This is a genomic window from Rivularia sp. UHCC 0363 (assembly GCF_034931125.1).
Lineage (GTDB): Bacteria > Cyanobacteriota > Cyanobacteriia > Cyanobacteriales > Nostocaceae > Rivularia.
The window spans coordinates 15,040-26,594 of the sequence record NZ_JAYGHM010000090.1 but is presented as its reverse complement, the minus strand read 5'-3'; the positions used below and the strand labels follow the sequence as shown (position 1 = coordinate 26,594).

General features: G+C 39.9%; 13 protein-coding genes and 1 pseudogene. 9 read left to right on the top strand and 5 right to left on the bottom strand.

The window, feature by feature from the left end:
- A partial coding sequence (locus VB797_RS31570; protein WP_323241740.1) for an ATP-binding protein occupies positions 1–735 on the bottom strand: 735 nt, incomplete at its 3' end.
- A gap of 618 nt (positions 736–1,353) precedes the next feature.
- Here VB797_RS31570 and VB797_RS31565 point away from each other — a divergent pair.
- The 3 genes from VB797_RS31565 (at position 1,354) to VB797_RS31555 (ending at position 2,746) form a co-directional block, all read left to right on the top strand.
- Positions 1,354–2,046 carry a methyltransferase domain-containing protein gene (locus tag VB797_RS31565; RefSeq protein WP_323241739.1) on the top strand — a complete coding sequence of 231 codons (693 nt, stop codon included), beginning with the start codon at positions 1,354–1,356 and terminating at the stop codon, positions 2,044–2,046.
- A gap of 215 nt (positions 2,047–2,261) precedes the next feature.
- Positions 2,262–2,480 carry a hypothetical protein gene (locus tag VB797_RS31560; RefSeq protein WP_323241738.1) on the top strand — a complete coding sequence of 73 codons (219 nt, stop codon included), beginning with the start codon at positions 2,262–2,264 and terminating at the stop codon, positions 2,478–2,480.
- Entirely contained in the window at positions 2,477–2,746 is a 270-nt protein-coding gene (locus VB797_RS31555) for a hypothetical protein (protein WP_323241737.1), read from the top strand. Before VB797_RS31560 ends, VB797_RS31555 begins: the two co-directional genes overlap by 4 nt.
- A 257-nt stretch (positions 2,747–3,003) precedes the next feature.
- Here VB797_RS31555 and VB797_RS31550 read toward each other — a convergent pair whose 3' ends face one another.
- Positions 3,004–4,554: an ATP-binding protein gene (locus VB797_RS31550; RefSeq protein ID WP_323241742.1), complete on the bottom strand. Its 1,551-nt coding sequence runs from the start codon at positions 4,552–4,554 to the stop codon at positions 3,004–3,006.
- A 235-nt stretch (positions 4,555–4,789) separates the two neighbouring features.
- Between VB797_RS31550 and VB797_RS31545 the strand changes: the two genes are divergently transcribed.
- Together VB797_RS31545 and VB797_RS31540 are read left to right on the top strand one after the other, a co-directional pair.
- Positions 4,790–5,008, top strand: a complete 219-nt coding sequence (locus VB797_RS31545; protein ID WP_323241736.1) for a hypothetical protein — start codon at positions 4,790–4,792, stop codon at positions 5,006–5,008.
- Positions 5,001–5,294 (top strand): hypothetical protein, encoded by a 294-nt coding sequence (locus VB797_RS31540; protein WP_323241735.1) that lies wholly within the window; start codon positions 5,001–5,003, stop codon positions 5,292–5,294. The genes VB797_RS31545 and VB797_RS31540 overlap by 8 nt, the downstream gene beginning before the upstream one ends.
- 161 nt (positions 5,295–5,455) lie before the next feature.
- On the opposite strand, the pseudogene VB797_RS31535 reads toward VB797_RS31540, so the two are convergent.
- A pseudogene (locus VB797_RS31535) lies at positions 5,456–5,755 on the bottom strand (hypothetical protein); the annotation flags it as partial.
- Positions 5,756–6,004: 249 nt separating this feature from the next.
- Here VB797_RS31535 and VB797_RS31530 point away from each other — a divergent pair.
- Both VB797_RS31530 and VB797_RS31525 read left to right on the top strand, forming a co-directional pair.
- The gene (locus VB797_RS31530; RefSeq protein WP_323241734.1) at positions 6,005–7,156 is read left to right on the top strand and encodes a restriction endonuclease; all 1,152 of its coding nucleotides are present in this window, start codon (positions 6,005–6,007) and stop codon (positions 7,154–7,156) included.
- Entirely contained in the window at positions 7,156–9,030 is a 1,875-nt protein-coding gene (locus VB797_RS31525) for a hypothetical protein (protein ID WP_323241733.1), read from the top strand. Before VB797_RS31530 ends, VB797_RS31525 begins: the two co-directional genes overlap by 1 nt.
- Positions 9,031–9,105: 75 nt before the next feature.
- On the opposite strand, the gene VB797_RS31520 is transcribed toward VB797_RS31525, so the two are convergent.
- Complete coding sequence (locus VB797_RS31520) at positions 9,106–9,423, bottom strand: hypothetical protein (protein WP_323241732.1); 318 nt, start codon at positions 9,421–9,423, stop codon at positions 9,106–9,108.
- Between the two features lie 100 nt (positions 9,424–9,523).
- Here VB797_RS31520 and VB797_RS31515 point away from each other — a divergent pair, with 100 nt between their 5' ends.
- Both VB797_RS31515 and VB797_RS31510 read left to right on the top strand, forming a co-directional pair.
- Positions 9,524–9,826, top strand: a complete 303-nt coding sequence (locus VB797_RS31515) for a hypothetical protein (RefSeq protein ID WP_323241731.1) — start codon at positions 9,524–9,526, stop codon at positions 9,824–9,826.
- Between the two features lie 35 nt (positions 9,827–9,861).
- Entirely contained in the window at positions 9,862–10,275 is a 414-nt protein-coding gene (locus tag VB797_RS31510) for a nucleic acid-binding protein (RefSeq protein ID WP_323241730.1), read from the top strand.
- Between the two features lie 70 nt (positions 10,276–10,345).
- Here VB797_RS31510 and VB797_RS31505 read toward each other — a convergent pair whose 3' ends face one another.
- On the bottom strand, positions 10,346–11,482 hold the full coding sequence (locus VB797_RS31505) for an MFS transporter (RefSeq protein WP_323241729.1): 1,137 nt from the start codon (positions 11,480–11,482) through the stop codon (positions 10,346–10,348).
- Between the last annotated feature and the right edge of the window lie 73 nt (positions 11,483–11,555).

The window sequence follows — 11,555 nt, the reverse complement described above, 5'->3', positions numbered from 1 at the left end:
TTGTCCCTGAGTTAAATCAAAAGCTGTTGCGCTTGCTTCTGGTGTGAAAATTTGTTCAGTATATTCCGTGTGCTGCTGGTATAATTCTGCCACTTCTTCGGCGTTGAAATTTCTTAAAGTAATGGAACTAACTTTGATATTAAAAGGGCTAGCTGTATTTAATCTGTCACTTCCACCCGATGCAACTTTATAATCGCGCACGTCTCGTAAGCCAATTAACCCCACAGATGAAGGAAAATTTTCTGGACGACTACGGTAGCCGTCGCGTAGCTGCCGCAACACCGAAATCAACGTATCGTCTTGTAAAGAGTCGATTTCATCGATAAATAACACTAACGGACGCTTAATCGCTCGTGACCAAGCTCTTAAATTTTCGCTAATTCTCTGCCCAGGAGCATTATAAATCCAAGTTGGGGGTTGTAGTTCTGGGAGTAGGTTATCCTCAATTGTATTCCGCCAAGTTCCCAAAATTGCTAATTCTGCTGCACCTGGGTCATGATTAAAAGCACTTCCCATTTCCGCCGATACCGTGACTGCTGCATAACGTCCAGTTGCGGTAAGTTGTTGCGCTAGTGCTAGCATTGCCGTAGTTTTACCAGTTTGACGAGGTGCATGAACAACAAAATAACTACGCTGTTCGATTAACTCCTCCAAATCTGGTAATCGTATTGTTGGAGATAGCATATAGTGGATATCGGCTTGACACGGACCAGCAATATTGAACCAGCGAGACATGAGGTGTTTGCAGTTAGCGGACACTTTGAGTTTAAACGATTTTGGGGAAGGGGTTGATATTTTAACCTGGCGATTGAAATCGCGGCTACACAGGCAAAACCCGCCTGAGCCGCACCTTCGGTGAACGCGGGTTGTATAGCGGCGGAATTTACGTAAGTGTATTTTGCCTTTAGCGTCAGATACAGCGGTAAATACGGTCAATTATTTTGCAGTACTGGATACATTTTTTATCGAATAGAATCGTGAATGTTGCGATCGCAGGTGGTGTATGAGCTTTATGCTTCCAATACAAAAGGTAATATTGGGTAGCCTTGGTACGGGAAAAAGCGATTAAGTTAATTTAATAGAAAACTCTGCCAGAATTGCTGTTTGGGTTTACTATGGCTTTCAAGTATAAATATTCTGGCTTGAGAGTGATTAAAGTTATGGCAACGTACACTGGTTCCTGTCACTGCGGAGCTGTTCAATTCGAGGTTGATGCCGATATAGACTACGTTCGGTTGTGTGACTGCTCGATCTGCACGAAGCGAATAGTTATCCGACTAGAACAAACTCATTTACGCTATTGAGATGACTGAGGAGTACACACCGGGCTACACCCAAACAGCGAGCGACTTTATGGCTCAACGCACTGCTGCGAGCCATGCTGGATTTCTACTTCCTCACCTTCATTCAAACTTGCGGCTACTTGACTGTGGCTGCGGGCCAGGTTCCATTTCTTGCGATTTTGCTTTCTTACTAAATTCGGGTCACGTTCAAGGAATTGACCGAGAGGAATCGCAGATCGAGCTTGCCCGCAGTCGTGCTTCGGATTTAGGTCTTGCCAATGTGGCATTCGACGTGGGGTCAATTTACGAACTGCCTTTTCCAGATTCGTCGTTTGGCGTTGTCTTCGCTCACGCTATTTTTGAACACATCTCCGAACCCGAAAAAGCTCTTACAGAAATGCTGCGGGTTCTTGAGCCAAGTGGTATTGCAGCAATTCGCAGCCCAGACTGGGGAGGGTTTATCGTTGGTCCAGACGTTCCTGGTCTTCAGTCTGCAATCCAAAGTTATGCAGACCTTCAGACGGCGAACGGTGGTGACATATACATCGGTCGGAAGCTCTCCCGCTTGTTGAGAACAGCGGGGTTTGAAAAAATCGAATTCTCTGCTACCTACGACTGCTCCCAATCGCCCTCAATCATAGCCGAATACCTGGCACTAAAATTGAACGACACGGACGCGGCGGCACTGCATAACTGGAGCAATGACCCCGACGCATTTTTTGCAACTGCTTGGTGCGAAGTCATCGGAACAAAAGGTAAATAATTATTGAAGTCGTAACCCAGAAGAAACGGCAGATATCGTTTTACAGGCGATCGCTCTCATAGGGAGGGCTATATTGCAATCAGGTTGGGGTGGACTGAGTAAAAGCGATTTACCCAATACGCGAATAAACGTAAACGTTAACATCCCCCAATCGGCTGTAACCTAAAATAGAAAGTTAGAAGCTCAACCTTAAGGAAGGCGGATTGGATTTAAAGATGACAGAACTACTCGAACAAGCGATCGCTAAACTCAAAACCCTACCAACCGACAAACAAAATGCGATCGCGGTATTAATAATAGAAGAAATAGAAGAAGAATTACGGTGGGACGATGCCTTTGCACGTTCTCCAGATATATTAGCTAATTTGGCAGCAGAAGCAATGGCAGAATATCGCGCAGGTAAAACCCAAGACTTAGACCCAGACAAATTGTGAAATCTCGTACCACGGCCAAATTCCGCAAAATGTTTGCCGACTTACCAACCCAAATACAAGAACAAACACGCAAAGCATATCGGCAGTTTAAAGAAGATCCAAACTACCCCAGCTTGCGTTTCAAGAAAGTCCATCCAATATTACCAATTTATTCTGCGCGAATTAACAGAGACTATCGAGCCGTGGGACAATTGGAATATGACACAATTATCTGGTTTTGGGTTGGTTCTCACGCAGAATATAATACGCTACTTGATCGCATATAATTCAAGTTGAGTCCGTAACCACAGAGGATTTGGTACGAGTGCATCAAAATATTGGAACAATATAATGAATCTTCTGGCGACAAAATAACAAAAGCAGAATGGTTGACGCTCAAAAATTCCCCTACAAAATTATTAATAGCAGCCTCGGCATGGTTGATCAAATGCCGTATCTGCCTCTTAGGCTCAATCTTAATGGTCAATCTTTGAACGCCGAAGGCTTATTAGATAAAGGAAGATCATCTTTAATGACCGTTAACTCACGCCCGAATCACAGTAATAGCCCGTTGGCTTTCAGTTGTCACAATCTGGGTTGACAAACGTTCCTCTATTGGTAATGCATTTTTACGCCGATCGAACACAACTAACCAACCTTCATTCAATCCCAAGCGTGCTAAATATGATTCTAATTGTTCGATTCCTTCAGTTTGTGGATCGCGCTTCTTCTCGCGCCATACTTTTAATTCAATACCAAGGGTAGTAGAACCATACCTCAAACATAAATCCATTCTGTCACTACCGATTGCATATTCCCGCTCTAGCGTACCACCACCATTAACAACGCGATGCAAGAAAGCCATTAATACTAAATGGGGTGCAATTTCGTGGTAGCCAGTACTACCTAATAATGGTTCTCCGTGCTGTCGCCAAAATCTAATAAAAGCTTCTAATAAAGCATCTTTATTTAATTCCCCTGACTGAGTTAACCAAGTCGGTGCAATCATTGGTAGAGAAGCCATTGGTGTCACCGTTAATACTCTGGGTAAAACCTCACGATAAATTGGGTTGGCAATTGCTAATCCACCTTGGGGATGCATTATACACAAACCCAAGTCAATTACAAATTGAATATCATCATTGGGGATATCTCCTAATTCCAAACCAGCTAACATTGGTTCGATAATCGCTTTTATTCTTGGTTCCCGCAAGCGTTCGGCTAAACTATCAAGATGGGTATCTCGACGAGCAATTAATATTTCTTTAGCTTCTAAAATATGCTCTTTGGTAATAGCAATACTTCTATCCTTAACCATTTTTTCTACAACTTCTTTGGCTAATGCATTAACTAACCAAGGCTGACCTTGAGTTAAATCAAAGGCTGTTGCGCTTGCTTCTGGCGTGAAAATTTGTCCTGTATCTTCAGTATGCTGTTGGTATAGTTCGGCTACTTCTGCGGCGTTAAAATTTCTTAGAGTAATGGAACTGACTTTGATATTAAAAGGGCTGGATGTGTTTAATCTATTGCTTCCACCAGATGCAACTTTATAATCGCGTACATCTCGTAAACCGATTAATCCCACAGAAGAGGGAAAATTTTCTGAACGATTGGGATAACCATCCCGTATTTGCCGCAACACCGAAATCAAAGTATCATCTTGCAAGGAATCAATTTCGTCAACGAATATTACCAAAGGTCGAGGAGAAGCCTGCGCCCAAGCTTGTAAACTAGCTCGAATTCTTTGTCCTGGCTCCTCATATACCCAAGTAGGAGGTTGTAAATCCTGCGGTAGACGGATGGCGATCGCACCACGCCAAGCTCCCAAAATTGCTAATTCTGCGGCGCTGGGGTCATTGTTAAAGGCACTTCCCACTTCTGCGGATAACATCACTGCTGTGTAGCGTCCACTTGCGGTAAGTTGTTGCGCTAATGCCAACATTGCCGTAGTTTTACCAGTTTGACGGGGTGCATGAACGACAAAATAGCTTTCTTGTTCGATCAGCATTGACAAATCGGGTAGCCGACTTGTCGGTGGTAGCATATAGTGTTTGTCTGCTTTACACGGACCAGCAATATTAAACCAGCGAGACATGGGGTGTAGAGAGTTAGCGGACACTTTGAGTTTAGACGATTTTGGGTTCGGGGATTTTTTTCTTCTTATTGTTATTGTTTGATTACTTATTACCAATTTCATCGCTCAGGGTGAAAATTGTTGACACAGGGATTGAAAGTTCTTCAACCAACCCCCTAAGCGATTGGTAAAATAAATAAATGCTAGCGCTCGTCCCCCAATCTTTTCACCAAACTTCAAACGAGGAGATTCTCAAATGCCATTGGCTGAACTCATGTCGCAAATCCAGGGACTTCCAAAAATTGACAAGCTTCGGTTAATGCAGTTTCTTGCAACAGAACTCGTCAAAGAAGAAGATGCGAACTTCTTTGTTGCTAACCAAGAGTATCCTGTTTGGTCGCCCTACAATTGCTCTGAGGCTGCTAATGTTTTAATGAATCTTCTGGCGACAAAACAACAAAAGCAGAATGATTGACGCTCAAAAATTCCCTTACAAAATTATTGATAGCAGTCTCGGTATAGTTGATAGAATGCCGTATCTGCCTCTGAGGCTCAATCTTAATGGTAAATCCCTTAACACCGAAGGCTTATTAGATACAGGCGCAAGCGTTAATGTTTTGCCCTACGAGTTAGGACTACAACTGGGCTTAATCTGGGAAGATGAGACGCTCTCGGTTGTATTAGCAGGAAACTTGGCTCGATTTGAAGCTCGCGCAGTCATTGTTGATGCTCAAGTTGCTCATTCACAACAGTTAACCTAGCATTTGCTTGGACACAAGCAGCCGATGTGCCTTTGATTTTGGGGCAAGCCAATTTCTTATTTGAGTTTGATGTCTGCTTCTTTCGTGCGCGTTCTGAATTTGAAATCTGCCCTAAAAAGATAAACTAAGGAATATCAGTTGGAAGCGATCTGCTTGCAGTAGCGCTTCGCTATCGCACCACGCCAAGCCCCCAAAATTGCCAATTCTGCGGCGCTGGGGTCATTGTTAAAGGCACTTCCTACTTCCGCCGATACTATGACTGCTGCATAACGTCCAGTTGCAGTAAGTTGTTGGGCTAGTGCTAGCATTGCCGTGGTTTTACCAGTTTGACGGGGTGCATGAACGACAAAATAGCTTTCTTGTTCGATCAGCATTGACAAATCGGGTAGCCGACTTGTCGGTGGTAGCATATAGTGTTTGTCTGCTTTACACGGACCAGCAATATTAAACCAGCGAGACATGGGGTGTAGAGAGTTAGCGGACACTTTGAGTTTAGACGATTTTGGGTTTGGGGTTGGTATTTAACCTGGCGATTGAAATCGCGCCTACACAGGTAAAACCCGCCTTCGCGGGTTGTAAATTGGATAAGTTTACGTAGATATACTTTGATTATAATTTAAACACTGTGGTCAATACGGTCACTTATCTTAACAGTACCAGATCAATTTTTTATCGAATACAATCGTAAATGTTGCGATCGCAGGTGGTGCATGAGTCCGGTACAAAAGATATTATTTGGTTCTCCAGGTACGGGGAAAAGCTATAAGGTAAATGAAATAGCAGAGAAAGAATTAGGGATAAATAGAGATAAACAGCATTCTAATATTGTTAAAACAGTATTTCATCCCGAATATAAATATTCCGATTTTATGGGTAAATTATTACCCTTTTCTTCTGGTAATTCGATTATCTATAAATATTATCCTGGATATTTTTTGCAAGTATTAGGTAAAGCTTATCGCAGTATTATTGACGATAAAGAAAAAGAGCAGAATTATCTACTTGTGATAGATGAATTAAACCGAGGTAATGCTGCTGCAATATTTGGTAGTGTGTTTCAACTATTGGATAGGAACAATGATGGATGGTCTACTTATGGGATAAATATCTCTGATATGGAGATAGTAGGTTTGTTAAATGCTATGGGTTATAGAGCCGGTATTAATGATAGAGAAAACATCTCGGTAGATGATGCTTCATTCGAGAGATTTATTAAAGATTTGCAAAACAAACTAAAGCCTAATTCAGAATTGAGTGTAGATGTTGTTGAAGATTCTTTGAGTAAAAAAAAGATTTATATTCCACCGAACTTATCAATAATTTGTACTATAAATACTTCAGATGAATCCATTTATTATTTAGACACGGCATTTAAACGCCGTTGGGACTGGGAATATATCGAAGCACCTTCTATAGATACATCAATACCTCATGAAGTTATGCTTATTGAATTATCAATGCCTAATAATAAATTAATTGGATGGTATCTTGTCATAATAGGGGTAAACGAATTTATTAAATCATGTCATTCTTCAATAAGAAAGATTGAGGATAAGCAAATTGGATGGTGGTTTATTATTCCTGAAAAAATCTGGGAGGATAATCCTGAAAGATTTCCATATCGTTACGCAATAAGTTTTCAGCAAGTACGTGATAAGTTAATGTTTTATTTATGGGATAGTGTATTCGGAAGAGATAAAAAACCCCTAATAGGCTTATTAGAAAATAAACTCCAGAAGAAAAACATAAAACTTACTACTTATGCAGATTTTTTACAATACTCTGTAGACTTAATAGAATTTTGGCATGATAGCGTACCTGCTATTGATTATGAAGATGAAGATTCTTTATACCATTTCTAATGTTAAATTTTCAAGATTTACAACCGATTGTTAGCGAGAAATATTCCTTCGTAGGTATTCAAAAACAAGATAATAAATTGCAGCTTTACCTACCTAAAGGCTTTGATGCTAAGAAGTTTAATACATATGATAGCAAGCGCGATATTTATTTTTTGCTTTACAAAATATTAGGACGCTACAAAAATATTTGTGCTGAAAAAAGTAACTTAGAAAAGCAACTTAAAAATGATAGGGATGGAGTAATTCAAACTAACGGTAGCGTACAGAAAGTTATACTACCTGAAAACGATGATGATGAAGTACTGCTTTACTCAAAGTTGGATGCAATTGGTAAAATACTGGATGCTTATGACGAACCTAAAATAATGTCATTAGCTTATCGTTTGGGAGAAAGTGAAGAAATAGACTATTCCCAAATCCATCAATACCTTGATAGGGCTAAGTACTTACCTAATGGTGCTGCATATATTGACACAATGGATATGCCCGGGTTGCAAGTAAAATATCAATCAACTGATATTGTTGGGATGTATTGTTACATATTTGTGGAAGTTAAGCAGCAATTGAGTGAAGAGATAATATCTGAAATAAAAGCATTATCTGAAGAATTTGCTCATAGATATCTTGATACTGAAAGCAGTTTATTTAATGAAGAATCTTGTATTCAAACGGTTGATATTCTCAAAGATATTTTAGAAACGATTGAACATCGAACACCTATTAAAGACGCTGATTATTGGGATTTTCATAACGCTATTGAATTATTTCTATACGGTAAATTATCGCAGCAAGAGGAAGGAGAGATATGGGGGATTAACAATTTCTGTTTTGTTTGGGAATCAATGTGTTTGACTTATTTGGTAAACAGTATTGATTCTTCTCGGCTTTTGTATATAGATAGCATTAATTTAGCATCAGATGTAATCGCAAGAATTGAAAATGAGCCAAAACTATTAAATGTCAACAATGCTTTTGAAATAGATGGTTCACCTTTAAGACCAGATGCCGTCATACTTGATAATCCATATAATTTTCAGCATATAGGAGAAACAAATAGTTGCCATTTAAGAATGGATCTTAATCGTGGAAAATTTTGGACTCATTGGGATGATTATGGTTATAGAACCGCCTTTTATTGTGAAATACCTAGTTTATCCAAAGAAATATGGTTGAGAATTGCTTATGAAAATCAATATGAAGGCTATCATACTTTCTATGAATTAAAAAAAGAGTATGTTAATCAAAACGATTATTTATCAATAAATTCTCAGCTTCCAAATAATTTCTATTCTTTTTGGACAATAAGTTTGGAAGAATTAAACCACAGTATATTACTTTTAATGCGTATATTAAATCATGTATTTTATGTAGCATTAAAAAACAATGTTTATACTGGTGATGCATTTTACAATTTTTTATCGACTAATTTTAATCTTAATAAGAAGAGGAAGAATGTTTTTGTGCAGTCATTATTCAACGATGTTAGAATCTATTTTCCTACTGCTATTACACGCGCAAAGTTAAGTTATGATGAACGTGAAATTATTTTTATGTATGAAAGATTTATTAAACGTGTGACTTGTCTTAATATAATTGATATTAAATATAAACCTGTTAATTACTATTTTGATAAGAACAAGCGTAAAGAAATAAAGTCCAGAGACATTCGCAAACAATTTGTATACGAACACCTATTGCAACAGAATATACCATGTAATTCTAAATTTAAAAATTCGATAATCAAAAGTAGCTTCTGGTTGCCTACAGACGATGAATCAGAACATATGAGCAAAGTAGAACCAGAATATTTAAACGGCTATATCGAATTGAATAAGGTAAACTTTAACATCATAGCCAACAGTTACTTAGAATAAATAAAATCCCAAGCTATAAACTATACTTCATACCATTAGCCCACGAAGGTGGGCTTTGTTTGTGTAGCCCCAGACTTATAGTCTGAGGGCTTCGTTATGTTGATTAACCATCCCCCAATGCAAAACCACCATCACCCCAGCTAAAGGAATCATCAAAACCGGAATAACCTCTAACCCAAAATGAGAAGCAAAAAACCCTGCAAAAGAAGGAATTGCTGCTGCTCCCAAACTTGCGACACTCGTAATAAAACCAATCGCTGCTGGGACGATCGCAGTCGGTATTCTTTGCGGTGTCAACCAAATTGTTAAGGGAAAAATTGGAGCAAGAGCTATACCAATTAAAGGTAAACTTATTAATTGATTTGGCAACAACCACCAAGCAATCAAACTCAAACTTAATAATATTGAATTGATTAATCTCTATTAACTGCCATACCCAATAGTTTGCTAAGTTAAAATTAAGATGTAATATTTAACGGCAATCTTCACTGATATGACTAACCAGTCTAGCTCACCTCCAACCACTCTCGAAGTGCTGCTTCATGAAATTGAAGCTACCCCTAGAGAATATTGGTCAGATTTACTGGATACTTTGCGCCAGTTTCGACAAAATATTCCATCAACCGCTTCACCCGTTATCGATGCCGAGCAAGCGCAGAAAAATCAAGCAGCGATAAACCTTCTAGATTCCTGGCTGGATGACACTGAAGATGCCTCGGAACATCAGCAAGCTTGGGATTTTTTGAAAACTGCCTTAGATGAAGATCGGTTATCTAATCGCCCTTTATTCCCATGAATCGTTTGATTTTACTGGATTCTGGTCCCCTGGGAATGGTTACGAATCCAAAAGCTACAGGCACTCCCCTTGATTGTCAAATCTGGCTAAAATCCCTCTTACGACGCGGAGGAAAAGTTGCCATCCCCGAAATTTCAGATTATGAAGTTCGTCGCGAGCTTCTTCGTGCAGGATTATTGCGAAGTTTGCGTCGGCTCGACAATTTAAAGCAAACCCTCGAATATATCCCGATTCAAACTGATACTATGCTTCTGGCGGCTGAATTATGGGCAGAAGCTAGGAAAATGGGACAGCCCACCGCTGATGCTAAAGCATTAGATGGGGATGTGATTTTATCTGCTCAAGCCCGTCTTCTTTGCGATGAGAAAACAGAAGTAATTGTAGCTACAACGAACGTAGCTCATCTGTCTCGGTTTATTACAGCGTCGCATTGGCAATCTATTGGATAAATACAAACGCGATACGCCTGCGCGTCAAGCCTCCGGCTTATTGCATTAACAATTCACGCGGAGCTATTTATCAACAATTCCTCACCATCCAACGATGTAAAACCACCATCACCCCAGCTAAAGGAATCATCAAAACCGGAATAACCTCCAATCCAAAGCGAGATGCAAAAAATCCAGCTAACGAAGGAATTGCAGCCGCACCTAAACTTGCCAAACTTGTAATAAAACCGATCGCAGCCGGTACAATTCCACTCGGCATTCTTTGCGGTGTTAACCAGATTGTCAGCGGAAATATCGGAGCTAAGGCAATACCAATTAAAGGTAAACTGATTAATTGATTTGGTAATAACCACCAAGCTATTAAACTTAAAACTAATAATATTAAACTGTAATTTAAAGTACGATTTGCACCCCACAATTTAACAAAACGTCCGCTGATAAAACGTCCTAAAGTCAACCCCAACCAGTAAGCACTGACGCTATAACCCGCGATTAATGTGGGGGTACCTCGGCTGATATTTTGGACGCTGTAAGCCCAGTTACCTACTGATGCTTCGGTTCCAACGTAAACTGCTAACAACAAACCAGCTAACAAAACTGTGGGTGTTTTTAAAGCTTCACCCAAATTTGCAGAAGCAGTTTTATCCGATTTTTTAATTCTCTTAGTTAAAGGTTTGAAATCGGACATCACAGCCCATAACATCCCAACTACCATCAATCCCACAACCGCAGCAAAAACCAGATAAACACCGCGCCAAGGTAAGTTTACCGCTAATAACGTAGTGGCGATCGCCGGTCCCAATAATGCCCCAATTCCATAAAACCCGTGCAGCCATCCCATCAAATCCGCTTGATTTCGGTTGGCAATATAGCTGTTAATCCCCGCATCAATTAAGCCAATTCCCAAACCCAGCAAGGAGCCAGCAGCAACCATCAGCCACCAAAAAGGGCTAAAAGCGTAGATGATTAAAGCAATTGTCAGGTTTATGGATGCTAACAGCAACATCCTTGCTAATCCGATGCGACTACTTAAAATACTGCTAGCTAAAGCCGCGAAAATATAACCCGTAACTTGACTGAGAAAAAGTAGGGTAATGTTTGCAGAAGTTAAATTGTAAGTTTCGCCGATTGAGGGAATCAGAACACCCAAACCACCTTCGGCAATACCGATAGCGATGAAAGCGTAGAAAGAGAGGAAGATTGACATGAGGGAGATGAGAAAAGTTAGGAGTTAGGAGTTAAGAGTTAAGAGTTATTAAAACATACGTAGTGCGAGCATC

Excerpts from the sequence above, each read along its gene's own strand:
- VB797_RS31565 (WP_323241739.1), top strand. The coding sequence starts at position 1,354 with ATGGCTCAACGCACTGCTGCGAGCCATGCTGGATTTCTACTTCCTCAC.
- VB797_RS31560 (WP_323241738.1), top strand. The coding sequence starts at position 2,262 with ATGACAGAACTACTCGAACAAGCGATCGCTAAACTCAAAACCCTACCA.
- VB797_RS31550 (WP_323241742.1), bottom strand. The coding sequence starts at position 4,554 with ATGTCTCGCTGGTTTAATATTGCTGGTCCGTGTAAAGCAGACAAACAC.
- VB797_RS31545 (WP_323241736.1), top strand. The coding sequence starts at position 4,790 with ATGCCATTGGCTGAACTCATGTCGCAAATCCAGGGACTTCCAAAAATT.
- VB797_RS31540 (WP_323241735.1), top strand. The coding sequence starts at position 5,001 with ATGATTGACGCTCAAAAATTCCCTTACAAAATTATTGATAGCAGTCTC.
- VB797_RS31530 (WP_323241734.1), top strand. The coding sequence starts at position 6,005 with ATGAGTCCGGTACAAAAGATATTATTTGGTTCTCCAGGTACGGGGAAA.
- VB797_RS31525 (WP_323241733.1), top strand. The coding sequence starts at position 7,156 with ATGTTAAATTTTCAAGATTTACAACCGATTGTTAGCGAGAAATATTCC.
- VB797_RS31515 (WP_323241731.1), top strand. The coding sequence starts at position 9,524 with ATGACTAACCAGTCTAGCTCACCTCCAACCACTCTCGAAGTGCTGCTT.
- VB797_RS31510 (WP_323241730.1), top strand. The coding sequence starts at position 9,862 with ATGGTTACGAATCCAAAAGCTACAGGCACTCCCCTTGATTGTCAAATC.
- VB797_RS31505 (WP_323241729.1), bottom strand. The coding sequence starts at position 11,482 with ATGTCAATCTTCCTCTCTTTCTACGCTTTCATCGCTATCGGTATTGCC.